Below are 26,263 nucleotides of genomic sequence, written 5' to 3'. Positions count from 1 at the left end.
CGTCACATCACTGCGTTCCGCATTCGTTATCAATGGTACACACTCCCTCACGTATGGGAATAGCGGCTTGCGATTCAACCTGGGCATTTATCGTGTCCAGGAACGCGCGAAGAATCAGAAAAGCGGATGTTGCTCCCGGATCTTGAATACCCAGAGAACGCTCCCCAAGCCGGCTCGACCTTCCTTTTCTCGACAGCATGTCCTTGGTCGCCTCCATTCCGCGTCTCCCCGCCGCTACCGCGTCGGAGAATGCAGCCCTGAACTCGCCCGTCGTCCGGTAACGGATCTGCAGCACGGTGAGCGCTGGCCCCAGCGTATCGATCATCGTTTTGTCGCCGATATCCGCCTTCCCTCGCTCCTTGATTCCTTCCATGAAAGCGACCCAAAAACGAACCAGTTCCTCGTCGCGCAGCACCGCAACATTCTGAATGACCTTCGCGCCCCGCAGAAACCCCATAGCATACAGAGGTCCCACGGAAGAACCTACCGCGGAGAGGAACGTGCGTCCCGCAACAGTACAGATCTTGGCGCAATCCTGTTCATCCTTCAGTGCGCCGCGCAATTGTTCGCCGATAGCCTGCCAACCGATCGACATGGTTACCCCATGGTCGCCGTCGCCCAGCTTCCGATCTAACTCGGACAAGTAATCCTTATTCTCTTCCATTACAGCGATGACATGGGTCAGATACCTCTTCAAATCATCCGCCGTCATGTTCATGACAGAACCTCCTCACTTCTGCACATACATGGGGCAATCGGCTGGGTAATCGATCAATTCTTCCAGCTCGTCATCCAAATGCAACACCGTAACCGAACACCCTCCCATCTCCAGAGATGTGCTGTAATCGCCTACGTAAGAACGGTGAATGATAATTCCTCTATCCGACATCAATTGCTCGACTCTCCGGAACACGATATACAACTCCATTCGCGTCGTTGAACCGAGTCCGTTTACAAGAACGGCAGTCCGGGCTCCTGGCTCGAGCGGCATATCCGCCAGAATATCATGAACGAGACGTTCAGCTACCCGATCAGCCGTTTGCAGCGGCCCTTTCTCGATTCCCGGTTCCCCGTGATGGCCAAGGCCAATCTCCATCTCGTCCGCTTCCAGTTCGAAGCTGGGCTGTCCCGTCTGGGGCAAATAACACGGAGACAGACCCACTCCCATGCTTCGAGTCCGCGCATTCGCCTTCTTCGACACGCTGACCACTTCATCCAATGAATATCCTTTGGCCGCAGCAGCCCCTGCTACCTTCGTCACCAAAAACTCCCCTGCAATGCCGCGGCGATGATCGCGTTCTTCCGTCGGGGCGGAGGCGACATCATCCGTTACGATCACCACCCCTACCGGAATACCGTACTCAAGGGCGGCCAATTCCGCCGCCATGCCGAAGTTCATTACATCGCCCGCATAGTTCCCGTAAATAAATACGACCCCTTCACCCTTATCAAGCGCCTTGGCGGCCTCCAGAATCGGATCGGGCGGCGGAGAAGCAAAAATATTGCCTACCGCCACGCCATCCGCCATCCCGTCCCCGACATAGCCCATGAACGCAGGCTCATGGCCGGCTCCCCCGCCAATGAGTATCCCAACCTTGCCTTCCGCGGTTTCCTTCGCCTTGACGATCGAACGCGGATGCTCCGGAAGCCGTCGGATATATTGCGGATGAGCCGCGGCAAAGCCTGCAATCATTTCCTCGACGACATCATTCGGAGCGTTAATCAATTTCTTCAATGACATGCAGCCCCTTTCAGGAAATCCTGCTCTTTATCGATAATCTGCTGAATCTTTCTCGCCGAATTGCCGCCGGTAAACTCCGATTGCAGATATACTGTGACGATCTGCTTGGCCAGCTCAACGCCGATAACCTTCGCGCCCATTGTGATGATCTGCGCATCATTACTCTTTTTTGCCCGTTCCGCTGAATAAGTGTCATGACACAAGGCAGCGCGAATACCGGGAACTTTCCCTGCGGCGATGGCAACACCAATGCCCGTCCCGCATATCAAGATTCCTCTCGCGATCTTGTTGGAGAGAATATCGCCGGCAACCCGGAAGGCAACGTCCGGGTAGTCCACCTCCGCGCAAGACCCGCACCCGTAATCAAGCACTTCGTAACCGAGCGTTTGCACATACGCCTTGATTTCTTCTTTCATCGCATACGCATTATGGTCAGAACCTAATCCGATTTTCATGGCCATACTCCTTTCTGTTCATGATTCATGATGGGAATCGGGTTTTCTTCGCTGACTAGGGGATAAGTACGACTTTCAACGAGTGCGATCCGCTCTTCACCAGCTGGAATCCGCGCTTGAACTGTTCCAGCGGAAGTTGATGCGTGACGATGCCCTCCGTGGGAAGATCCCCGTTGGCAATGCCCTTAATGACAGGCTCGTAGCAGTACGGCCCCAGATGCGAACCGAGCACATCCAGTTCTTTGCGGTCGCTGATAATGCTCCAGTCTACGGTTACGGGGTCGGTGAACACGCTGAATTCCACGAATCGGCCGAGCTTGCGAATCAGGGAGAGTCCTTGTTCTACCGACTTTTGAGCGCCGGTAGCTTCAATATAGATGTCGCATCCATACCCGCCGGTCAGTTCCTTCACGATGTACGCAACATCGTCCTTGCTCGGATTCAACACGAGATCGGCACCGAACTGCTTGGCCAATCGCAGCCGATCATCGAACAAATCAAGAACGATCAGCTTTCCTGGACCCGATTTCTTAATCGCGCCGATCATCCCCAACCCAAGCGTTCCGGCTCCGGCCAACACGACGATATCCCCCAACTGAATCTGTGCGCGCTGCACCGCATGGTACGAGCAGGCAAATGGTTCAATCAAAATCGCCTTCTCCAATGGAAGATTCGCAGGAACCTTGTAATTGATCGCTTCCTTCGGCAGCTTCATATACTCGGCCATAGCGCCATTCACATTGTTCTGGAAGCCGTACAAATCATGCTTCTCGCACATCCAATACTGCCCCCGCTTGCAGAAGCGGCACTTCCAGCAAGGCACAATCTGTTCGGATATGACTCTGTTGCCTATGGCAAACCCCTCTACCCCGGGTCCAAGCGCTGCCACATGGCCGATGAATTCATGTCCCGGTATCATCGGCGCCTTAATGTAAGCGGGCTGAGTCTCGTCCCCCCAGAAGCTCGGAGCCCCTTCAAATGCCTTCAGATCCCCTGCGCATATCCCGCAGGCTTCTACTTTGAGCAGAATCTCGCCTTCTCCAATCTCGGGAACCGGCACTTCTTCCAGCCGATAATCGCCAGGCGCATAAGCGACAATGGCTCTCATTGTCTTTGGAATGGCGACTTTCCCTTCCAACGTCTGAACCCATTCGTTCATCATCTTGGTTCTCCCCCTTAGATTCGCATGATCCGAGTCCGTCAGAAGACCTGCTTCAGATTCGGTTACCCGATTGCGGATCGAATAGATGGATGCGATCCTCCCGGAATAACAGCCTAATCTCGTCCCCTGGCCGATAAACGGTATCCTGCATAGTACTCACACTAAGCAATTGCTCGCGAATTCGGATATGAATGCGGTTCTCCTCGCCCAGAGGCTCAAAGATGCTTACCTTGGCTGACAATGTGCAAGGAGAGTTCCCGTCAACCGGGCAGATATCGGTCGGACGAATGCCGAGGCGATAGTTCTGGGACGCCCTCACCCGCTGGATATATTTGTCAGGAACAGGAAACACCAGCCCGGAATCTTCGATCTGGAACTGAAGCCTATCCTGCAATTGCACCGTCTTCACATGGAACAAGTTCATCGGCGGCTCCCCGATGAATCCGGCAACAAATTCATTGACGGGGCGGTTGTATACTTCCAGAGGGGTACCATACTGTTGAAGCACTCCTTCATTAATAATAGCGATCCGATCGGCCAAGGCCATCGCCTCCGATTGATCGTGGGTGACGATAATGCTCGTTGTCTTCATTTCCGTATGAAGCCGCTTGATTTCCGTCCGCATGGTCTGACGCATCTTGCGGTCGAGATGAGATAACGGCTCGTCGAGCAGCAGTACTCCGGGACGTCTGACGATGGCCCTCGCAATATTGACCCGCTGCTTCTGGCCGCCGGATAATGCGGATGGCTTCATGGGCAGGAGATCCGTAATATGGAGCAGCTCCGCGATCTGGCTAACCTCCTGCCTGATTTGACTTTCCGGCAGTTTGCGGGCTCGCAGATTAAAGGCTATATTCTCGTAAATGGTCAACGGTGGATACAGCGCATAATTTTCGAACGCCAGACCGACATTGCGCTTGCTTGGATGCAAACGGCTGACCGATTTGCCTCCGATAATAATGTCCCCTGACGAGAGGTTCTCCAAGCCCGCAATCATACGCAATGTGGTTGATTTGCCGCAGCCTGAAGGACCGAGCAGGGCAATGAATTCTCCGTCGCGGCAGACCAGATTGAGCGTTCGGACCGCGTGCACCTGTTTTTTATTTTTGGTGTACATCTTGCACAAATCTTTAATGATGAGCTCCGCCATCCTTGCGGCCCCCTTTCTCGCCAGAGCGTCCAAGGAAGCGGCCCGTATTTGAATCGAAGAACAGAGCCTCCGTTGTGTTGAATGTCAGATAGATCGGCTCATCCATCGAACATTCCAGATCAGCCGGGGCGGTCAGTCGTATCCGCCGGCCGTTCCGTTCAACGGTTAGTATCGCCTTCGCGCCCAGAGGTTCGAAGCTGTAGATTCGGGCTTCAAGCGATCCTTCCGGATTTTCTTCGAAGGAGAAGGAGATATCTCTGGGGCGAAAGCCTACGCGGACAACCGGGCAACCCGCCTGATCTATCCGCTCTAACACGTCATCCGGAACGGAGAAGTGGTTGTTGTCCCCGAGGAGATTCAGATAAGCGCCTTCGGGTCTCCGTATAATATCCGCATCCAACAGATTGATCTCCGGTTCGCCGAATGCCTCCGCCACATATTCCGTGGCCGGCCGGCAGTAGATATCATCGGGCTTGCCGATTTGTTCGATTCGGCCCTGATGAATGACCGCTATCCGATCACCGAGACTAAGCGCTTCGAGATAGTCATGCGTTACGTAAATGACGGTTGTATTCAAGCTTTGCTGCATCTCCTTGAACTCGGCCCGCATCTGATGGCGCAGCTTGGCGTCCAGATGCGTCAACGGCTCGTCCATCAAGAAGACCTCCGGCTTCCGTACGAGAGCCCGCCCCAGCGACACCCGCTGCTGTTGACCGTTCGAGAGCTCCGACGGAAGCCTGTCCAGCAGCCCGTCGATCCGCAGAATACGCGCCACGCGCCGAACCTCCTCCCGGATCACGCTATCCGGCTGGCGGGATTTGGGGCTGCGCAAGGGAGAAGCCAAATTATCGAACACCGTCAAGTGCGGATACAACGCATAGTTTTCGAATACCATGGCTACATTGCGTTCTTCCGGTTCCAGCGCATTGATAACCTTGCCGTTCATGCGGACAACTCCTTCGCTCGGCAGGACAATCCCGGCGATCACATTTAACAGTGTCGTCTTGCCTGCTCCGGCCGGACCGAATACGACAAAGAACTCTTTATCCTTCACCTCAAGCGATACATTGTTCAAAGCCGCCTTCCCTTTATAATTCATCGTAATATTTGCTAGTGAAATATCCGACATCCGTCTCCCCCCTCGCAAGATTCTCACCCCTTGACGGCTCCCATGCTCAGTCCGCGAACCAGATGCTTCTGAATGAGCAGCGCCAGAATCACCTCAGGCAATGCGGACAAGGTAACGGCGGCCGCCATTTGCCCGTAGTGAACCGTATCCGAAGAAATATACTTTAATGAAGCCACCGTCGAAGTGACGATTCCCTGGCCCGCGAGAAGCAGCGCAAATGTAAAGTTGTTCCAGACAAAAATGAAGGACAGGAGTCCGGCAGCCACCATCCCCGGCTTGACTAGCGGCATCATGATCTTCATGAAGACGTGTCCCCAAGAATACCCGTCCACTCTACCCGCATGCTCGATCTCCGGCGAGATATCCTCGAAGTACCCTCTCAGAATCCAGATGATGAACGGAAGCGAGATGAGCTGATACACCCATATCAATCCGAAATACGAATCATACAGTCCCAGTTTCTGATAAATAAGGAACAGCGGCAGAATGACCAGCAGTTCAGGCGCGAAGCGGAAGGACAAAAAAGTGAAGGCCAAATTCTCCTTGCCTCTGAAATCAAATCGCGCCAGAGCGTATGCCGCCGGTACACCGACGGCGATGGACAGCAGCACCGCCCCTACGCTGACGATCAAGTTATTCACGAAGTAACCCAGGTACTCCCCCGTTGAAAAAAGCATCCGGTAATTTTCCAATGTGGGCGTAAACACGAATACGGTATCATACATTTCCCGATCGAACTTGAACGAGATCAGCAGCATCCACAACAAGGGGAACAGGGCAAATGCCGCATAGAGAACGAGCGCTAAATTTTTCAACAAGCTTGTCAGTTTATTTGTTATTACCATCGTCACCCTCCTAATTGCCAGAGGCCCGTTGCTGCGCACGGCTCCAATAACGGATCATGCAATGGCTCGCCACATAGACGAAGATCCACAGAATCACCATATAGGGCAGGGAACTCCCCATTTCCTTATAGATAAACGCTTCATTATAAGCCGCAAGCGGCAGCGTCATGAGCGTATCGCCGGGTCCGCCGCGGGTTAAGGCGAAAATAATAGAGAACTCCTGAAGCGATATCATCATGCGGAATAACAGCGCAATGAAGAGCAGAGGCTTAATCATCGGCAATGTCAATGTCTTGAAGGTGAACCACGCTGAACCTCCGTCTATCATCGCGGACTCAAATGGCGCCTTGGGCAAGGAACGAAGACCGGCCAATACGAGAATGATAACGAACGGCGTATATACCCATACGTCAATCAAGACGACAGAGAACATGGCTGTAGCCGGATCGGCCCCCCACAAAAAATCGGTCACTCCAATGGCACGGAGCCAGCGGCTGATCACGCCTACGGAAGAGTTCGTCATCAGCTGCCAGATGAGCGTGGCCACGACCGGCGCAATCATTAACGGGAAAATAAGCACCATCCGCAGCGCCCGCGACAACAAATTGTCCCGATTCAACATCAGCGCAATCGCCATTCCAAGAAGCATTTCAATCGCGGTGGCAAAAAACGCATACTGCCCGGTCACCGATACGCTGTGCCAGAAAGACGGATCACGGAACATTCTCGTCCAGTTCTCCAATCCTATGAAGGAAGCATCCGGATATTTAAACGAATAATTCGTCAGCGAATAATACACGGATGTAAAAAAAGGAATAAGAATGCCGATGGTCAGAAGCAGCGCCGGCGCCAGAATGAAATACGGGCGCGCTTTTCTTCTCCATGGTACGTTGATCGCATCGGCAGCGTTGTTGCGTTCTGCCGAATCGGCAATCGGCACCGCCGGGGCCTCCCGATTTTTGTCGACCGAGCTCATGAGAGCCCTCCTTTCAATGGCATGAGAAGCAAGATAGTTGTCCCCCTGAGCTGATGCCCCTCGCTTACTCTGCCGTTCGAATCCTCGCTACGCGCTTATTGATGTCTTCAGCCAGCTTCTTCATCCGCTCTTCCGCCGGCGCTTGCCCCGTAACGATATCCTGAAGCGCAGCCGCCCATTCGGTCGTGGTGTTGAAGAATTCCGGTTGCGGCGTAAATTTGATCGATGTGTGATCAATAATGCTCTTGAACGTGTCCTCGTAACCTTCGAATGCAGAAATACGATCAATGAACTCCGGATTGTCCCATACCGATTGACGGACCGGATTGACGACGCTCGCCTGGGTCGCCCCCCACAGCGTGTGTTCTTTGCCGGAGAAATACTGCATGAAGAGCCATGCCGCCTCCTTCCGCTTCGAGGAACTGTTCATGGCAATGGACCAGATCCATTCATTCGCCCCCACATCCTGCCCTCTCTTCATGGCGGGCGGCGGGGCGAACGCGATATTGCCTGATTCCGCGGATGCGCCGTCCTGCCCCTGGAATATACCGAAAATATCCGCGTCAAATGCCATGGCTGCTTTCCCCGCCCCGATATCGGTGGACACTTGATACCATGTATAGTTCGTCCAATCCCTCGGTCCTGCTTTGTTCACCAATTCCGCAAATTTCTTCGTTACCTCAATCGATTCGGGACTGTCCAGCCTGGACACCAGCTTCCCGGATTCAACGGCGAAGTCTTGCGCGCCGTTCAGGCTGAACGCGGTCATATAGCCGGGATGGATCGTGGCCCAGGAACGGGTGCCCCGAACGGCGATGCCATATGAGCCTTCTCCGTTCCAACCGTTCAATTGCGAGGCGGTGTCGATCAATTCATCGAATGTTGCGGGCGGCTTCAAATTTTGATGAGCAAGCGCTTTCTTGTTGTACAGCAAAACACTCGCTTCGAAGCCGAGCGGCAGCGCCCACAAGTTGCCCGTTCCGACAGGATGCCCCGGCTTCCGGTCCCAGCGGACGCCGTCCAAAATTCCCTTGTAGATATCATCGAGAGCGTAATCCGGGTCCGTCAGTTCCTTATCTTCCAGATATTCATCCAGGGGTTGAACATAATCCGCCGGAGCGTATTCCCACAATTGGTAGGATCCCGTCATGAAGACATCCGGGTTGCCGTTGCGGGAATTCAATGCCGTCGTCAGCTTGTCGAAATAGTTCTCCTCCGGCGTAACGGAGTACTTCACGGTGATGCCCGTCTTGGCTTCAAATTCGGATAGTCTCTGTATGATCGCTTCGGCATACGGATGCTGGTTCAGCATTACTTGAATCTCATGGCCTTCGAATTGCTTCCAACTGAACTCTGTGCCAAAGGCTCGCTTCCCGGCCTCAGGGGGCTTTGCCGTCGCGGTCCCTGCGTTGTCTCCCGCCGAAGAACATGCGGCAGACATGAACAAGACAAGCACCAACAACCAGAGCCCCGTCATTCTTAACATTTTGTTCAAGACTACTCCCCCGATCTTGGAAATGAAACGGTTGTCCAACTTTCATTGACGAGAAATAAGAATAAGCTACAAAACATCGACATGTTTCCCTGAACTTTTCTTCCGAAGCCTCACCTTCATTTCTTGTTTTATTCACACATATATTATCATTTATTTTCATTTTGTCAATTTTATTTTTGTTATTATTTTCGTATTTAATTGTTTATTATTTATTTTTGTTTTCGCTTTTCATTTTAGCCCACTTTCATTTGAACAATTCTGTTTTGTTTGTTATGATGGGCACATGTTAATACAACAACCTTGAAAAGGTGATCTCACTTGGGGAAGATGTTTCCTGCGGAAAGAAAAAGCAAAATTTTAGAGTACTTGAAAAAGAAGCAACGCGCTACGGTGAAGGAATTGTCCAGCCTCGTTGACGTGTCTGAGGCAACGTTGCGAAGCGATCTTCAATTGATGGAAGAGGAAGGATTGTTGCATCGCACACATGGCGGCGCCATGATTGCAGAAGACATGCAAACGGATACCGCCTTCGCCGTGCGAGAGAAGCGAAATAACGAAGAAAAATCGGCCATTGGAAGCAAAGCGGCCATGCTGCCGCAAGACGGCCAGTGTATCCTGCTCGATGCAAGTTCCACTGCGCTGGAGATGGCCAAAGCTCTCAAAAGCAGGCCAATCCGCCTTACCATCGTCACCAATGGCATCTACTCGGCTCTCGAACTGAAAGAAAATCCGAATTTTACGGTTATTGTAGTTGGCGGTGTCATCCGAGCCGGTTCCGTCGGTCTGGAAGGCATGTTGGGGAGTTCCGTTTTGAATCAGATTCATATTGATACGATGTATGCTTCCGCTCACGGGTTTACATTGGAAGACGGAATGATGGATTTCAACGTCTATGAAGTTGACCTGAAGCGGGCCATGGTACAGGCTTCCTCTCAAGTCGTCGGGCTTCTGGATCACACGAAGCTTGGCAAGCGCTCGATATCTTCGTTCGCGAGCGCCCGGGACATCGGAACCATTATTACGGATTCCCGCGCACCGCAAGGCTTTATCGATCAATTACAGCAGCACAAAATAAAAGTAGACATCATCCCGCCGGCTGTATATATGAATTGAAATGAAACGGAGGCCGTTTTTGCTTGAACGGGTACGAGTGATGAAGAGGCGCGCCTTTTATGTTCGAGGTCGCTTCAGATGCCCGGCCAGGCATGCCTCCGGATCCAGTTGCATCGTTCCGGGTTCGTTCCAGGTTCGTTCCGGGTCGCCCGGATCGCAACAAGGGGCTGTCCCATAAGCAGTTTTGACTACTTGGAGACAGCCCCCCGCTTCTCGCAGCACGACTTGGTGACTTGCCGACAATACTGCGAAAATACAGTATTCCTTTGTGATGTTTCCTCCGCTCCCGAAATTGCTGCGAAACTGCAGGAATTGAAGCCATGCCAATGGACAAAAGGTAAAAATAAGCAAAAATGATGTACTTTTGCAGGAATTTCATCAGATTGCGGCTTAAAAAGCGTAAATTCCTGCACAAATGCAGGATTCGCTGCCTTAGCCATCTTCCACCGCTCATCCCGCAGCTCGTCCCGCCGCCGCCATTACCGCCTCTGCCTTCTCTGTTGTCCCGTCTTGGCCTGCATCATGATTCATGCTTATAGGACAGTCCCTTGTCTCCGCCAAGGGGCAGCGGCCCCCGCGCTCAGAACAATTCCATCTGCGTGACGTGCGAATCAATCCGTTCGAGCACGCCCGGATCGTTGTCCCGGAAATAGGCCGTCTGAATCGTCTGCGCCGCCTCGATAATCTGCTTGCCGGAATCTGCCGCGTGACGCAGACGGCAGCTATAGACAACCGGGAAATAATCTTGCAGGAACTTGCCTTCCACATGAGCGGTCAAGGCGATAATCTGGAAGCCAAGCTGCTCGGCGATGAAGAATACCGGGCTTAATACATGATCGCTGGAAGCCTTGCCGAACGGATTGTCCAGAATCACCGTGCGATGCCGCTTCATCTGCGCCTGAATGTACTGCTTGCGTTCCGCGATATAATTAAGCAGCCCCAGGAACAAGGTCATGTTTTTGCTCCATTTCTCGCCGCCCGACCAGCGGTTGGACTGCTCCCACGAGAAGGCGGCACGCGTAATCTGCTGATCATTCGTTACTTTGCGGCAAGCCACCTTCATCCCTTCGCCCTGCATAACGATCTGAAGCAGCTGCCGCGAATCAAGCCACTTCTCCAGATCTTTGCGAATGAGCGCTTGCTGCTCCTGCCAATCTGGCTGATCTTGTTCATCGGCATAACGCTCCAGCTTCGTCATGATCCAATCCATATGCTTGCGGATGCGATCTTTGCCCTCCTGCTCGTCCCATTCCGCCAATGTGAAACTGTAGATTTCCTTCCATCCGTCCGCCGATTTGACCCGAGTCTTCTTCGGAATCTCCTTCAGTTCCTGAACAATCAGCTTCAGATGGGAATGAACATGCACAATGAACTGCTGCAAAGTTTGATCATGCGTCTGCAGATTCTGTTCCATGATGTGAATGGCCGTTCGAATACGTTTCTCCATCGACTGCTGGAATTCCAAGAGCTCGGAGAATTGCTCCTTCGATTCAATGCCTTGAATCGTCATATAGCGCAGCTTCGTATCCTGGACGGAGTGAATGCAATAATCCTTCATCCGGGTTCGGCCATTTTTGACCGACAATTGTTCTTTCTCCACGCGCGCCTGCCTGTCCTTCAGCTTCTCGATGCAGAGATTGGCATAATGAGACGTCTTATACGGGAACTCCGTTCGATCCGTTTCCCCGATGATCGCGGGCTGCAGCCGCACGTCTTCCAGAGCGAACACCATCAAGTGCTTGTTCCACACCTGCAGCACCCGCTCGATCTCATTCAGACGCTTGCGGTTGACCTGTTGGCGACGAGTGAGCTGCTCTTCCTCATCTGCCAACCGCTGCTCCTCGTCCCGCAGCTTATTCTGAACCGAATGGAGCGGTTCGGTGAACCGTTCGGGCTCGGCATCCGGGAACTCCTCTCCGAACTGCTGCCGCAGCTTGAGGCATGCTCCTTCCTTCGCCTGCAGCTCGCCGCGCGTCCGGGCATACTCTCCCTCGATCCGCTTCAACTGATGCCGCAGCTCTTCTATCCGTGACCAGAGCTGCTCTTGGCGTTCAATGACATCTAACGGAAGCGGCATAGCTGCGTCGATGTCTGGATGCTCGATGCGGAGCTTCTCCATGAGCCGATGATATTCCGCCACCCGCTCCCGCTCGCTGGCAAGCGCCGCTTCGAGCTGCGTCTGCTCCTGCATAATCTGATGACGCTCCAGTTCCAGCCGCTTCCGTTCCGCCTTCAGTTCCTCGATCGTAGCTTGGCAGGACAGCGCGGCATATTCACGCACTTTCCGGTAATCTTCGTCTTGCTTCAGCACTTCGAGGCGGAGGCCCGTCTCCCGCTGTTGCCCCTGAATCGTCTGCAGCTCTTCTTGCACCAGCCGTTCGGCTCTCTCTTCCTGCTTCCGCTGATCGCCCAATCGTCCAAGCTGATTCCGGACAGGAACAAGCTCCTCTTCCAGCTTGCTTGCTTCATTGCCAAGCAGCGTATACCAATGGCCCTGCTGGAGCTGGTATTGCAATTGTTGAATTCTGCTTCCTATGTCTTCGAGCGCTCTGCGCCGCTGCTCGGCAGTCCGGCGATTGACCTCCAGTTCATGCTCGAGCCGCTCAAGCTCACGCGCCCGTTCCAGCTTCAGCTCCTGGAGCGTCAGTCTTCTCTGTTCCGCTTCCTGCTGAGCCGCTAGCGGATATTTCGCGATGAAAGCCTGGAACCGCGTCTGAGCCGACTGCCATTCGTGCAACGACTGCTCCGATCGTTCCCGTTCCCGCTTCGCTTCCTCGGCCTGCAGGGCAAGCTCGGACTTCCACTCTTCATAGGCGTCCGCCTCTTCATTGCTCAACCAATGCTGGGGCACGATCCAGGATGAGGAGGATGATTGCGGCTCCCCCGTTCCTTGAAGCATATCCGCCGCCTCCTGCGCGCCGAGGACGCGAATCGGGAATGCGAAGCTCTCGCTCGCCTGCCGGAGGCGCTGCTGCAATGATTCCTTCTCGTGCATCGTCGTGATGAGCGTGACGGCCCATAGCTGATCCGCACGACTGGCCTGCTCTCCCTTGCTCTCTGCGGACAGCCCGCGGATATAATCCGTTCCTAATTGAAGCAACGAATATTGATGGCTCCATTGCTCGCATAATTTGGCCACGACGGCATCGGCGAAAAATAACGGCTGCTGCCCATGATCATCGACAAAGCGATAAGCCAGCCGCTCTTGCATCAGCAGCCGCTGCTTCTGCTGCCGGCAGCGCTCGATGCCTTCCGCCAGTTGCTCCTGAATAGTGGATTCCTTTTCATATAAGGAGGAATATTTGTCCCACGCGGGCCGGAGGCGGAACAGCTCTTGCTTCAGCTCCTCCATATCGGATTGGTGGCGTTCATGCTCCGACATTAGCTTCGCCAGCTCTTCGCCCATGCGGCCGATATCCTCGCTCACTTCTCTCCGCTTCTGTTCCTTATAAGCCGCTTCCTCTTCCAGCCGCTTGATCTCCTGCAACTGAGTCATCCGGCTCTGATCCAGTTGCTGCTCTTCCTCCATCCACAGCGGAAGCTGCTGTTCCACCTTCTCCAGCTGCGGATTCGCCAGCAGGCTGTTCGCGATATCCTTCTGTTGATCCCGCCGCGCTTGAATCCCGGCTGTCTTCTCTGCAATGGCTCTCTCCGCTTGCAAGCTCTCCTCAGCCAGCTGGCGCAGACTCCCCCGTATCACTTCTAACTGTTCCATGAGCTCCTTATGACGCCGCTCGAGCAAGCTGCGCTGTTCCTCAAGCGTCTGCTCCTTCACATCGTACAAGTAACGAAGCTGTCCGCTATTGCGCTTCCAATGCTCTTCCAGCTTGCGTTCATCCTCGGTAAGGGTTAACCGTTCCAATTGCACGCAGAGTTGGATAACCTTCGCCTCGGCAGCCCGGCATCTGTCACGGATCTCGGCATGCTGCAGGGAATAATATTGATGCTCGGCATCATGCAGGCGCTCTCTGATCTGTTCTGCTTCATCCTCGACCAGATTCAGCTTCTCCGCAATCGCCTCCTGCTCCTGAATCTCCCGCGCGATAAGGTATGATTTCTGCTTGCGCCGCAGAAGCCTGCTTCTCTCCCCATGCTCCTCGGCCTGAAGTTGAAGCTGAAGGCGTTCCTTCTCGACCGCCTGCTGCAGCTCGAGAGTGGATTGCCAATACGCCTTCGCCTCTTGCCGGGCTTCCTGATACTTCCTCTCTTCCCGATCCAGACGTTCACAGAGCGCGACATAATTGTTCAATTCTTGCTGAATTCGCCGGTTCTCCTCGATCTGTTCGGTTAACTGCTTATATCTCTTGAACTCCTCCCGGTGCTTCTCGAATATGCGGGCAAATGTCCCCTGTTCATAACCTTCAATCGACTGCTCCACGGCCGGAATGAGCAAACGATCGAATAATTGCTTCGTCGTCTTGCATTCATCGAAGAACTGTTCGATGCCGCCCTCTGTATCGTTAATCCGCGCGATGGCCTCCCACTCGCCCGTTATAATCTGATATTGCTGCTCCAGATATGCCTTATACTCCTTAATCGTAGGGAACGTCTTCGCATGAAGCGGGTGCCGCTGCGCCATCGTTTGGTAATAATCATGAATTTCTCCCTTGTCCGCCGGACGGGACTTCCCCATATGAACCTTCGCGAACGGAATGTTCTCCAGCCGATGTTCATCATGCTCGCCGTATTCATACACATAGCGATAAGAGTCAATGCCGTTGCCGGACTGGAACAGAGTGACACAGGTGACCAAATATCTGCGGTATGGCTTGTCCGTCAAAATCCATTCGATCGCGATATGCGCGGGACCGCTGTCCAGCTGAAGCGTATCCTTCACCTTGCGTCCGGCGAGATCTTCATGGGGAAGCACCGCCTGAATCGCGGTCTGGATAAATACCGTCTTGCCGCCGCCATTTTCCAATACAACCGCGCCATTATGGCCATGGAACTGGAACGTAACATCGTTATATCGCTTATTCCCGCCTTCATACAAGACATGCGTAAATCTAATCTTGGCTATGGATGGCACCGGATCTCTCCTCCTCCTGAGCGGAATGGGCCTGACGCTCTTCTTCGAACTGATATAGAAATTGCAAAATGCCGCGGTTGTACTGCAGCTCCATGAAATAGCGCTGAACGATAATTCGGGTCTTCTCCGTCATCGCCAGTTCATTCTCCCCGACTTCCTCCGCAAGCCTCTCCGCCAGCAGGAATCGCTTCACCGTATCCATGAAGCTGAAACGGCTGATCGTATTCCCGCTCTGGCGCTTGGCCGTCTCCTTAATATCATCCATGGCGTCCCATTTCTCGATAATGGCCGTCCAATTATAGGAGAATTGCTTCTCGTACTCTCTCAATTCCTCAGGATCGTGCTCCTTCAGTCCGTCTATCCGCTCCTGAACAAGCAACAGCCAATCTTCCACCCGGATAAAATCTCTTGTCGGCTCCATGCTGAGATAGCTGTTATAGAACGCTCCGACAAATACGATGATCGCCACATACATCAGGTAGAGATCCGCGTTGACGGCCTGACCTCGCATGTACGTTCTTTTCAAATATTCATTGGACACATGGAAGGGAGACAAGCGGACGAGCGGAATGAGGAACAACTGATCGCCTGCCGCCAAGGTCAAGCAGTCGACCTCTCTTGCGAATTGATCGACAAGCCCCCTCACCTCGTCATCGGCCAAATACTGCTGCAATCCTTCCCGCTCCACCACCCCGCTTCGGGCCAACTCCGCATACAGCCGGAATGCCCGCATGACAACCTCACCCTGATAATGCATCGTCTCTTCCTCCTAATGTCAACGTCAGATCCATCTCCTGAATCGAGAAGCGCTCATTGACCTCGATTACCTGTCCCGCTTCCTTCACGATCAGCGTACGCTTGCCCAACAGCCGGATCGCTTCCTCCATTCCGGTTGGCTTGGTATCATCCGTATTCTCCCGTCCCGCTTGAACCGGACTCCGCTGATGCAGAATCAGCCAGAAATCATAAAAGGCCCGCATAGAAAGCCAATCGCGCATCTCTTCCCGCTGCTCGCACGCTTTAATCATTTCCGACAGACGAATCGTCTGCCCTTCCTCCATCCGGACCAGCAGTTCTTCCATAATGGACTTGAACAAACGGCCGCGCCAGTGAACGAACGCTCCCGCTTCCTGACCTTCGGCCAACTCCAGAAAACCTTCCTCGCGATGCTCCTCTTCTCCGTCCGCCGTAATGTTCTGTTCCGCAAATACGGTCAGGGGCGACCAGCATGCGTGCTGCTCCAGACCAAGAAACGGCGATAACACGCCTCTTGCCGCTTCCAACGGCAATGGAGTGCCCAGCAGGAGATTCACGATATCCTGATCAAAATTGAAAGAATCCATTCCCGTATAATAAAGAGATTCTTTGGCGGCATGCAGCGCGCCATTTTTCAATTCAATGCTCTGCTGCAGCAATAGGGTATGCTCCGTATGAACCTTCTCCAATTCCGCGGATATCCGCAAAATAGATTCGTAGGCATGATGCTCCTTCATCTGCAGCGTATCCGAATAGATTCGTTCCCTCGTCTCTTTGACGAAGCTGCGAAGCTCTTCGAATTCTTCATTTTCTCGCTGCAGGCGAGAGTAGATATCTTCGAGAAGGGCGCCGTATTTCTTCAACGTGTCTTCCGATACGATACTTCGCTTAATCTCATGCCCCAGCTTGATCATGCGCTCTTGGAGCGACTCCACATCGACGCGCATTTCATTGATCTGCCGCAGCGCCCCCTGGAACTCCCCTTTCTCCAATTGCTTGCGCAGCACCAGTTGATGAATGGAGAGCTGGAATTCCATATAGAATTCTTTGGTTGCAAATACGAGCTCCAGGCCGTCGTCATCCAGCGCATAATATTGCGTGTTCGTCTTGCTGTCGAAGGAGCTGGCCCTCAAGATCGAAGTATAGGCCGTATCCTGTTGTCGCGTCTCCCAATTAAAGAAAGTGAAAGATCGCCTCTTGCCTGAGGAGGGCCGAAACACTTGAATGATCGTTCTGGCCAAATCTTCAAACGCCGCATCATCCAGCGTAACCGTATCGGCTGCCGTCTCTTGCAAAAACTTCGCCAAATCTTTCACGCTTGCTCTCGGATTGCGCATGAGCTTCTGTTCGAAAAAGAACAGCAGCGTCAACAGCCCCATTTCCATCATCTCAATCGGTTCTCCGTTGCGATCGGATTTTCTCTGGCGCTGCAATTCGAAGAGCGGATCGAACAAAGCCAGCTTCGCCATTCGTTCCTGGAAGCCGGATACGATCTGAGTTACGTCAACGGTTCCCACGGTTCCCATGTAGCCTCCTTCCCGATCTGCTGAAGTTGTTGAGCGGATAATGTCTCTTGCGGGTAATATCGCCCGCTCTCCAGGCTCCATGCCAATCGTTCCCGCTCGGCTGGAGCGAAATACATGCCGAATTGATACAAGGCCGATGCGGCAGGCCGTTGACTGGTCTTCCCGGGCACGGCCGGCTTCTCCAGGCAGGCTCTATAAAAAGGAAGAGCAGGAATCATCGGAACCTTCCGGGACAGATTGCTCCAAATCAGGATACCCGCATAATCGATATCGCCGAAATAGTAAAAGCGGTGCGCTCCCGAAGCAGCAGGATACTGCTGCGCGAACATGTCGATATTGCCGACGATTTTGTTCCCGCAACCATAAATAAGCGTGTGGAAGATCGTCTCGGACAGAGCAGGCAGCAGCGCCAGAAAGGTCGTCTTGTTCTCTACGACAAGATGGATACGCGGTTCTTCACGGCCAGGGTGAACGCCTCGGGATGGATTCACGGCGAACATCACCGGATCCGGAGATGAGTCGAGCTTCAGCTTGTCAAGCAGCCCAATCCGTTCCAACAGAGCTTGGCCGTCCTTCTCCTTGATCCATTTTTCGTCGCCGACTAACGCAAAGCTCCTCTCTGGCGCAGCGGCGCTGTCCGCTGGCAGACCGCATGCCTGCAAATAGCGATCGATTTTCATAATATAGGGCAGATCCGAATCAAGCACAGATTCCCCCAGCATAAAATAACGATCTAGCGAGATCGAAGGATGAAGCTTCAGCCGCAACTGATGGAGCCGCTGCTGCAAGCCGGTTCGCAACGGGGCGGCATGAATTCGATACCGGTAGGCGACATGCGGCGGCCTCGGGTTCCTGCCGGCCGATCGGATCGCTTCCAGCAGCCCCGACTGTTCCAGGTCCAGGATAGCTCCCGCAAAATCCTCATAGGTGAGCAGCATGCCTTCTACCGCGCGCTCCAATTGCTCCGTATACACGGTTGCCCTTCTCAAGCTTCGTATATAATCAACAAGCATCTCCTTCATGTCTATCATTGTCGACTCCCGTTCCTGTTTTGTACAATATTGTATGTATACATTATAAGGCGAATGCTGCGCAAAGTCCTTGGAAAAAATATATTTTTGGTTCGACATTTTCCGCCTTTATCCTACACCTTCCTTAATTTTACTATGGCAAAATAGATGCATAAGGGTCCGGCGCAATGAAAAGTAGGAGGTTATTTCGCATGACTGCAGCTGCAAACACTGAAATCGTTGCGGAACGAGATATCGAACTTAACGAAGAAAACATTAGATTAGGGTTCCAGACGCTTAACAACTTATTTAAAGAGAATCCATTTATGAGAGATGTCCTCTGGAAATCACTAGAAAAGTTTTTCGAAAGAAAGCTACAATTGCCGATAAAGACATCAATGAGTATATTGAAGACATATTCGGGGAACATACCGGGCAAACCATAGCTTGCTTACTAGCTGATCGCAATTCAAATTATGATGAATACCTAACTGACAATCGCGAATACTTTATAGCATTGAAGAACAGTTTTTATTTCGATTTTGCTTGCTATGCAGCATCTCTTAGCAACTCACCTTTCTCACTGACCAAATTTGCCCCTGCTTCAAATGATTCTAAAATTGTAAGAATCTCCAGAGCCGATGGACAGTATTTTGATGTTGAAATAAATCAGAATAATATCATTTCTGTTATGATGAATCTAAATATCTACCTTGAATCCTATTTTGACAAATCAGACTTTGATGACAGGAAACGGAAGCAAATAGAAACCTTGGCTGATCAATTAAGAACATTTGCCACAGGTGATGATCATGAATAATTTTGATCATGCCACAACAAAAAGACGGTTTAAAGTTGTTTCAAACGATAATTTACCCGTATTCCCCTCATTGCCAAAAAAGTTTGATTATGATCAAATTGACCAGCAAGCAATTGGAAATATTAGAGAGCATCCGTTTCATGAAATTGTAGCGGGATATTCGCAAATCGCTTCAAGTGATCATGATCAGAAAGATGGTGATGGCATGAGCAACGACTTGGGAAGATATGTCGATAGATTGGACAGCGACCTCAGAGAGCGGGAACAACGTCTTTCTAAGGACGCTGCGGAACGAGAGTCAAGGCTGCACCAGCAAATGATAGAACAAGATAAAAGATATAGGGAAGAAATGAAAGCAATTGAAGAACGGAACGAAAAGTTAGTTTCCCGCATCTCAGAAGAGATTAAGGGGTTGCGTTCGGAGGTACGACATGAGATTTACCGGGCGGTCGATAAGATCGACTCGATGAAAAAACATACGCAATTACTTGTTATCACGACCATTTTTGGTCTTTTGGCTACCGTTGTCGCTGTAGCTACACTAGCTATCCAGGTTATATCCTCGAAATAAAGCTCCTATTTCAGGGGCTTTATTTGTTGGTTACAATCAACAATCAAGCTTATCTACTACCGGCAGGAGAGAAGGTATACCGATGAACAACATGAATGACAGAAGCTCTGTGATGAGGATATTCGCGGGCATATCGTAAGGGATTATCAGGAAGCTGGCTTGATTACGCGGGAGGACGGCGTTTTTCTGCCTATCGGAGATTGGGCGGGTCATTATCATGTGGAGACGTTCGCTATGTTGGAGGGATACTTGCTGGAGAACAATTACCCGCAAGTATGGGAACTGATTGATCAGGCAGTCCAGTTTATTCGCGAGGCCTACGGGAATTATCCATGGCTTGACGACTGATACTTATACGGGTGGTTCTTTTGATTTCGATTCACGTAAAACGATACACAGAGTCGATGTCCAGTATCGCCGCGATGCTGATCTGGAATCGACTCCATTCCTCTGATTCGTCACCTGTCCGCCCGTTCGTGATTCATTTTCCTCTGAAATTCGACGAGATAATAATCCAACTCCTGGCTGACGCTCACGACCTCATCGTCCGTAAAATTTTTCTTCACATTCACTATCGTTACGAGCTTATGCCGAAGCTGCTGAATTTTTTTGAATAACCTGTCATTTGAAGCGCTGTAATAAATGCACACCGTGAGACACCTCGCATATTTGGTCCATGGATGACGTGTCAACAAAGTTGTCGATTATTGTTGTACCCATTATATGACAGGTTTCCATATATCCATTATTTTGTTATTAATGTAACTTTCGACTCAATTCTACAAAATGACCCTAAAAAAGAGTGCCTCGAAGGGCACTCTCAAAATAGATTCATATACACAACTGTTGGAGCAATTAATGCGAGGTCCAATCGGGATTTCCGGAATACAACCCGATCTCAGTGTAATCAGAATGGACAGGAAGAGGGGCTACAGCCACATATAACGACAATAAGAGACATACAACCGGAATCAACTTTTTTTTCATAAATACTACTCCTCCTTGCCATAATCTCTTAACTCATCATAGAGCATGTCAATTTTTCGTATATTTTCATCATGGACTAGGCTTTTGTTCTTTAACAGTTCTTTCGATATGATGCTGAGACATTCGAAAACCTGATCAAACCGTGATATTTTAGCGTATTCTTGGGCGCTTATTCGGCAACTTTCCATAGCCATATCAAAATCGCTTGTAATAAATGCAAGCTGTTTGAGACGATAGAAATAAGCCTTATGCAGTTGGGTAATGGGTGTACCGACCGGAATGCTCGCTAATCTTTCCTCGTATTTAAGCAGCTCTCGAATAGCATGTTGGTCGTTGGTTTCCAAATAAATTTCAAAAAGTCTTGTGATGATAATGATAAAATTTTTATCTGCCACTTGAGGCAGTAACTCTTCCAATATGCCAATTGCCGATTCTATCTCACCTGTCCTGCTTTTTACGATAGCAGTTGTCACCTTTCGGTTCTCTTCTACTCCAGGATGATTATAAGTTCCGTACTCCTGTAAATAATACTCCCACTTTTCGTAATCGCCTAAATGCTCATGCGCAAGCCCTAACAAATAGAGAGTTTTTGCTTTAACCTCACTTCTCGTCGGATCATTGTGAATAATATACTCGCATAATTCCACACATTCCTCGTACCTCATGAGATTATAGGCGTGGACGCCCAACTTGTAATGAAAAGCGAGCTTTTCTTCGTCTGACAGGAAATTGGTGTAGTGCAAAATATGTCTTCCATCCTGATAAGTAGCTTCCAGCCTGCTGAAATCATCTCGGGCAATGAAGTAGGATTGAAGTAATCCTTTGGCTAAAAACGGCATCATTCCGTGGTCACGCGAATAGTTCGTGATCAAGGTATACAATAATAATCGGATTTTTCGGTCGTCGATGGCATCGGCCAACTCATACAGTCGTTGAACCAGACAATAAGTATCTTCGCTTGGCGATTCCAAAAACTTCACAGCAACCTTGCTAATCAGCCCGCTATCTCCTGTCGAAACGGCTTCCAGCAAAATAGTATACAGGGAATCTGCCCTCTTCTCAATCTCTATGTAGCGCTCGACGATGTCCTCGAAGGGTATTCCTAACGATGCAGCAAGAGGGCGTATCGTCTCGAAACCGGGCCGCTTGACCTCACCATTCTCGATTCTGGAAATGGTCCCCTTATGGATGCCGCTCAGCTCTGATAGCTGTGCTAATGTCATCTCGGCCTCGCGCCTATACTTGTGTATCGATTCCCCAATCGTTAGGGTCGCGCTGTTCACCCACACCTTCACCTTCCTTTTTTCACCATTTTTTCTCGCTATCTTCAATTTATCACATCACTTTTGAATTGTAAACTATGAAAATAGCTATCATATCATTACTTTGAATCCCTGACATTACCGCAGCCTAAGCTACCGATTTGGTATTCTGTGGATACAACTGGTGCTCCAGTTGGTATATTGGTCGCGAATTTCTCGGCTGGAAGTCGCTCCAGATCCAGAGCGGTTTTGATTTCACTGTGAAATTGCTCGCTTGTGCCATGGGCGCGGTACAATTCAATCACACGCCAAGGCGCACAGCATCCATACCTTTATAGGGCGAGAAACCACGGCTTTCTCTGACGAAGCGGCAGGATCCAAACGCTGGCGGAGCGCAGGACTCGACGGCACCTTTTTCCAACTGCATGCAAATGGATAAGACATCAAGAGAACAAGTATGTTCCGTTGATGTCTTTATTTGTTATATTTTTTCTTACGCTCCTGTAACTTCTTCAGAATTCCGGTTAATCTGATCAATAATCGCGATGATTTCTCTTGCTTGTTCCATATCATCCTTGAACAGTTCGATGATGCTGCCCACCGTCTTGAACGGTTCTTCCTGCAGCACCCGTTTGTCCATAATTCCATTTTTGACCACATAGTCCACGATGAGTTTCACGAACTTGCTCTGCTCGAGATTCAACTGCTCATTGGTCAAAAAAACGGAGAACGCCTCATTGGCAGCCTGCGGGTCTAACCCGACAATCTTGCGAACCAGCTTGGCGACAGGTGTGTCGCCGTATTCTTTCTCATATTCTTCGCGCGTACCAAGTTCAGTCCACAGAATATGCTCCAACGCTCGAATATCTTGAAGCGTAAGCTGTTTGTTATTGCGCAGCTTATAGATCGCGATATGATCACGGTGTTCCATCAAATATTGATTGACCTTCTTACGATAGCTTTGCAAATCATTTGTGTGATAGATTGCCCTGTTCTCTTTGACTTCCGTAATCTGGTCTTTAAAGTCTGTGTAGTAGATCTGTTGTGCCTCTTTCTCCAGGAACTTAATGAGCTCACGCAACGCTGTCCGCACCTCTTCAAGCTCGCACACACCCGCTTCTTCCCAGAACTCCGGCGTCTTCACCTTGCGAATCAGATCACGCTGCTCCATTACTTGCGGGACAGTTCCCAGCTTGGATAGGGCTTCTGCCGTGTTTATGACACTGTTGATGGGCTTAACCGCTTGATTTCCCTGCAGCTTGGCCAGCTCAATCGTGTACATCAGATAGTCGAAGCGCTTCGCCAGTTCATCATCGGTCCATGAGATAATTAGAGGCGCAATATGTTCCTTGATCTCATTCACATTCATCAAGCCAAGCGATTGCCAGCTATCCGCATGTATTTATGTACGAACTTCAAATGCTGCCTCACTCGGAAGTTGTCATCGTTCAAGAGCTGCATTCTCTCCATTACGTCGTCTACTAATTGCTTCCGGTACGCAATATGTTCCTCGTCTTGAAGAGATAATTCCTGCAATTCCTTGATCAATTCAACCTTGCTGTTGAACAGCTTCTCTGTAAGACTGATCGCTATATTGCCTTCTTTCCCTTTCGGGTTCGCCCGGAAAAATTCAAAATTACCGCAATAGTCAAAGATGATGAATCCCTCTTTATCACTGCCCAGACCGAGCAAATCCTTGCACAGTCTCGTTCCGCGTCCGATCATCTGCCAGAACTTCGCCTTGGAACGCACCTTCTTGAAGAACACGAGATTGACAACCTCCGGCACATCAATGCCGGTATCGAGCATATCGACAGAGACCGCAATTTGCGGCATCTTCGCCGGATCTGAGAAGTCGTCAATGAGCGATTGATAATATTTCGTCTCATAGTCGATTACCGCAGCGAACTTCCCTTTATACTCTGGATAGAGCAGATCGAAGCGCTGGACGATGCTTAAGGCATGTTTGTGGCTTTTCGCAAAAATAATCGTCTTCCCGAGCTTGTCTCCACCCTCAACCTTAATTCCGTTCTCCATCAGCTGGTATACCACCTGATCAATCGTATCGGCATTGAAGAGCCAATTGTTCAGCGCCTCACTGCTAATCTCGTCGCCAACCTCGTCATCGAACGTCGCCTCGTACTGCTCCTTTTCCTCTTCAGACAGGTCATCGTATCGAATTCCTTCCTCAAGGAACTTGAACTTCGTCTCCAATGTCCGATAGTCGACCAGATACCCATCCGCGACCGCTTGTTCCAGCTCATAGGCAAAGGTAGGCACATTGTTCTCGAGATCGAACACGTCATACGTATTCTTGTCAATTTCCGCCTTCGGCGTTGCGGTGAGACCCATTAGCATGCCGTCAAAATAATCAAAGATTGCCTTGTACTTCTTATAAATACTGCGGTGCGACTCATCCACAATAATGAGGTCAAAATGCCCGACCGCAAACAGCTTCTTGCCATCCTTGCGCTTCGCTTCATCAATGGCGTTCATCATCGTCGGATACGTAGAGAATACCATCCGGCACTCTTCCGGATTGTCCTTATTGTCCAAAAGATTGCACAGCGTCAGATTCGGCAGCAAGTTGCTGAAATTTTTCTTGGCTTGTGTCACCAGTGCCTTGCGGTCTGCAAGGAACAAAATGTTCTTCACCCAATTATGACGCGTCAGCACATCGACAATCGAGATTGCAACCCGCGTCTTGCCGCTTCCGGTTGCCATGACTAACAGCGTCTTCCGCTGCTGCTCGTTCAGCGATTGTGCCACAGCGAGAACCGCTTCCTTCTGATAATAACGATTCGTGATATGATCGTTGATCACGATGTCCGCAAGCGGGCGCTTCATCGTTCTACGATCAATAAGCAGTTGCAGTTCTTCCTTGTTGTAGAACCCGGATATGCGTCTCGCTGGATAATTCATATCATCCCAGATATACGTCTCGAATCCATTCGTATAGAAAATGATTGGCCGCTGCCCTGACATTGCCTCCAAGCAATCCGCGTACAGCTTCGCTTGCTGCTTGCCCTTATTCGGATCAGCGCTTGTCCGCTTCGCTTCGACTACGGCCAGCGGCAATCCGTTATCTCCATACAGCACAAAATCAGCATAACCTAGCGAGGTCTCATTTGGCATGCCTTGCACTTCAACTTCTTCAATAACATCCTTCTTGAACTCCCAGCCTGCCAGCTTCAGATCGAGATCAATATACCGCTTCCGCGTCTCGTATTCGCTGATCTCATCCACTCTGAAATTATACTGTTCGGTATGCTCAACACGCTTCGCCGACAGCTGCTGCCGCAACTGCTCATTTTCCTTCATAATCTCTTCGAGATCACGATCCTTGGAGCTGAGACGCTCGTACAGATCCTGAAGTTCCTCCGGTCGCGTACGCTTCTCTTCTCCGACTGGAATGACAGCTTCCGAGAATTCGGGAGCGGTAAATTCATCCGAGTAGCAATAGTCAATCCAGCTTACGAATTGGTGCAAATTATGAAGCGAGAGAATCGCTTCTTGGCGCGTAAACGTCGCGCTCGTATGCACAGCTACGTTGCCAAGCTTCACAATGTACTTGAGCAATGGCAGCAGCTCATGATCAATAATGTTCAGAAAGCTATGGTCATGGATAAGGCTTGATAGGTTATCCTGATACGGAACTCTCAAGTCGCTGTCTGAACTGTATAACCACTTGACGGATAACTCTAATGCTCGTCTGGATAGAATCGCACAGGTAGCCGGACTGACGAGCAAGCTTTTCTCTGCCTCCAGGCACGCATTGGCGAAGGAGGCATATTGCGGTTGTTCTTTCAGAAATACGAAGTTGGAAGACACGAAGGAACGCTCCTCTCTAGTTGTCCATTACTCTTCGAAATCGGTACTGCTGGTCAACTCTCCTTTGAACGCTCGTTGCAGGAGGGCGTTGAAGTTGGTTTCGAGTTGGGTTAGAGATTGTTGCATTTTTTGTTTTTGATAATTCCTGAATCCGTGAAAGGGTTACGATTAAGAGAACCAGCACTATCAGCTGTAACGAAAGGCGCAGAAAGCAGAGGCGATGACTCGATTCACTTGAAAAAGACATCACGAAACAAAGCTTCCCTTGTGCAAAGCTTGAACGGAAACATAGGTTCGCAATTGATTATCCCGACAAGATCCCGTAAATGCGCTGGAATGTCTGAAACCATGGACTATGTCTTCCGAAGCGGAGCTTCGTTTGTCTGGCATGCTCTACCATTCGAG

General features: G+C 50.8%; 20 protein-coding genes and 1 pseudogene. 5 read left to right on the top strand and 16 right to left on the bottom strand.

Translation table 11 applies throughout. From position 1 onward, the window contains the following. Positions 1–7 precede the first annotated feature (7 nt). From dhaL to ABD76_RS05825, 9 genes are all read right to left on the bottom strand, one after another. Positions 8–718, bottom strand: a complete 711-nt coding sequence (dhaL, locus tag ABD76_RS05865) for a dihydroxyacetone kinase subunit DhaL (RefSeq protein ID WP_197255068.1) — start codon at positions 716–718, stop codon at positions 8–10. 12 nt (positions 719–730) lie between these two features. Beyond that, positions 731–1,735, bottom strand: coding sequence for a dihydroxyacetone kinase subunit DhaK (locus tag ABD76_RS05860; protein ID WP_197255067.1), 1,005 nt, complete (start codon positions 1,733–1,735; stop codon positions 731–733). Next, positions 1,732–2,196, bottom strand: a complete 465-nt coding sequence (gene rpiB / locus ABD76_RS05855; protein WP_197255066.1) for a ribose 5-phosphate isomerase B — start codon at positions 2,194–2,196, stop codon at positions 1,732–1,734. Before rpiB ends, ABD76_RS05860 begins: the two co-directional genes overlap by 4 nt. A gap of 55 nt (positions 2,197–2,251) precedes the next feature. Beyond that, the gene (locus tag ABD76_RS05850) at positions 2,252–3,358 is read right to left on the bottom strand and encodes an MDR/zinc-dependent alcohol dehydrogenase-like family protein (RefSeq protein ID WP_197255064.1); all 1,107 of its coding nucleotides are present in this window, start codon (positions 3,356–3,358) and stop codon (positions 2,252–2,254) included. A gap of 52 nt (positions 3,359–3,410) precedes the next feature. Then, positions 3,411–4,508: an ABC transporter ATP-binding protein gene (locus tag ABD76_RS05845; RefSeq protein ID WP_197255062.1), complete on the bottom strand. Its 1,098-nt coding sequence runs from the start codon at positions 4,506–4,508 to the stop codon at positions 3,411–3,413. Continuing rightward, complete coding sequence (locus tag ABD76_RS05840; protein WP_197255060.1) at positions 4,489–5,637, bottom strand: ABC transporter ATP-binding protein; 1,149 nt, start codon at positions 5,635–5,637, stop codon at positions 4,489–4,491. The genes ABD76_RS05845 and ABD76_RS05840 overlap by 20 nt, the downstream gene beginning before the upstream one ends. Before the next feature lie 23 nt (positions 5,638–5,660). After that, complete coding sequence (locus ABD76_RS05835; RefSeq protein ID WP_197255058.1) at positions 5,661–6,482, bottom strand: carbohydrate ABC transporter permease; 822 nt, start codon at positions 6,480–6,482, stop codon at positions 5,661–5,663. Between the two features lie 10 nt (positions 6,483–6,492). Then, positions 6,493–7,458, bottom strand: a complete 966-nt coding sequence (locus ABD76_RS05830; protein ID WP_197255056.1) for a carbohydrate ABC transporter permease — start codon at positions 7,456–7,458, stop codon at positions 6,493–6,495. 64 nt (positions 7,459–7,522) lie between these two features. Beyond that, the gene (locus ABD76_RS05825; protein WP_242069406.1) at positions 7,523–8,944 is read right to left on the bottom strand and encodes an ABC transporter substrate-binding protein; all 1,422 of its coding nucleotides are present in this window, start codon (positions 8,942–8,944) and stop codon (positions 7,523–7,525) included. Positions 8,945–9,280: 336 nt separating this feature from the next. On the opposite strand from ABD76_RS05825, the gene ABD76_RS05820 reads away from it, so the two are divergent. Continuing rightward, positions 9,281–10,066, top strand: a complete 786-nt coding sequence (locus ABD76_RS05820; protein ID WP_197255055.1) for a DeoR/GlpR family DNA-binding transcription regulator — start codon at positions 9,281–9,283, stop codon at positions 10,064–10,066. A gap of 580 nt (positions 10,067–10,646) precedes the next feature. Here ABD76_RS05820 and ABD76_RS05815 read toward each other — a convergent pair. Genes ABD76_RS05815 through ABD76_RS05800 form a run of 4 tightly spaced genes read right to left on the bottom strand, consistent with a single transcriptional unit; the run spans position 10,647 to position 18,408 of the window. After that, on the bottom strand, positions 10,647–15,095 hold the full coding sequence (locus ABD76_RS05815) for a coiled-coil domain-containing protein (protein ID WP_197255054.1): 4,449 nt from the start codon (positions 15,093–15,095) through the stop codon (positions 10,647–10,649). Continuing rightward, positions 15,073–15,852, bottom strand: a complete 780-nt coding sequence (locus ABD76_RS05810) for a DUF6063 family protein (RefSeq protein WP_197255053.1) — start codon at positions 15,850–15,852, stop codon at positions 15,073–15,075. Before ABD76_RS05810 ends, ABD76_RS05815 begins: the two co-directional genes overlap by 23 nt. After that, positions 15,836–17,377: a replicative DNA helicase gene (locus ABD76_RS05805; RefSeq protein ID WP_197255052.1), complete on the bottom strand. Its 1,542-nt coding sequence runs from the start codon at positions 17,375–17,377 to the stop codon at positions 15,836–15,838. The genes ABD76_RS05810 and ABD76_RS05805 overlap by 17 nt, the downstream gene beginning before the upstream one ends. Further along, complete coding sequence (locus tag ABD76_RS05800) at positions 17,350–18,408, bottom strand: Wadjet anti-phage system protein JetD domain-containing protein (RefSeq protein ID WP_197255051.1); 1,059 nt, start codon at positions 18,406–18,408, stop codon at positions 17,350–17,352. The genes ABD76_RS05805 and ABD76_RS05800 overlap by 28 nt, the downstream gene beginning before the upstream one ends. A gap of 191 nt (positions 18,409–18,599) precedes the next feature. On the opposite strand from ABD76_RS05800, the gene ABD76_RS05795 reads away from it, so the two are divergent. The 4 genes from ABD76_RS05795 (at position 18,600) to ABD76_RS05780 (ending at position 20,126) form a co-directional block, all read left to right on the top strand. Next, the gene (locus ABD76_RS05795; RefSeq protein WP_197255050.1) at positions 18,600–18,833 is read left to right on the top strand and encodes a hypothetical protein; all 234 of its coding nucleotides are present in this window, start codon (positions 18,600–18,602) and stop codon (positions 18,831–18,833) included. A gap of 71 nt (positions 18,834–18,904) precedes the next feature. Further along, positions 18,905–19,207: a hypothetical protein gene (locus ABD76_RS05790; protein WP_197255049.1), complete on the top strand. Its 303-nt coding sequence runs from the start codon at positions 18,905–18,907 to the stop codon at positions 19,205–19,207. Further along, positions 19,200–19,778 carry a hypothetical protein gene (locus ABD76_RS05785; RefSeq protein WP_197255047.1) on the top strand — a complete coding sequence of 193 codons (579 nt, stop codon included), beginning with the start codon at positions 19,200–19,202 and terminating at the stop codon, positions 19,776–19,778. Before ABD76_RS05790 ends, ABD76_RS05785 begins: the two co-directional genes overlap by 8 nt. A 159-nt stretch (positions 19,779–19,937) precedes the next feature. After that, positions 19,938–20,126, top strand: a complete 189-nt coding sequence (locus tag ABD76_RS05780; protein WP_197255045.1) for a hypothetical protein — start codon at positions 19,938–19,940, stop codon at positions 20,124–20,126. 110 nt (positions 20,127–20,236) lie between these two features. On the opposite strand, the gene ABD76_RS05775 is transcribed toward ABD76_RS05780, so the two are convergent. From ABD76_RS05775 to ABD76_RS05765, 3 genes and pseudogenes are all read right to left on the bottom strand, one after another. Continuing rightward, a complete protein-coding gene (locus ABD76_RS05775; RefSeq protein WP_338125056.1) occupies positions 20,237–20,428 on the bottom strand; it encodes a Spo0E family sporulation regulatory protein-aspartic acid phosphatase in 192 nt (63 codons plus the stop codon). A 342-nt stretch (positions 20,429–20,770) separates the two neighbouring features. Continuing rightward, positions 20,771–22,048: a helix-turn-helix domain-containing protein gene (locus ABD76_RS05770; RefSeq protein ID WP_197255043.1), complete on the bottom strand. Its 1,278-nt coding sequence runs from the start codon at positions 22,046–22,048 to the stop codon at positions 20,771–20,773. A gap of 472 nt (positions 22,049–22,520) precedes the next feature. Then, positions 22,521–25,858, bottom strand: a pseudogene (locus ABD76_RS05765) (DEAD/DEAH box helicase family protein). Positions 25,859–26,263 lie beyond the last annotated feature (405 nt).

The organism is Paenibacillus dendritiformis (assembly GCF_015845845.1).
Classification (GTDB): Bacteria; Bacillota; Bacilli; order Paenibacillales; family Paenibacillaceae; genus Paenibacillus_B; species Paenibacillus_B dendritiformis_C.
The sequence above is the reverse complement of the archived record's forward strand: the minus strand, read 5'-3'. Positions and strand labels throughout refer to the sequence as shown.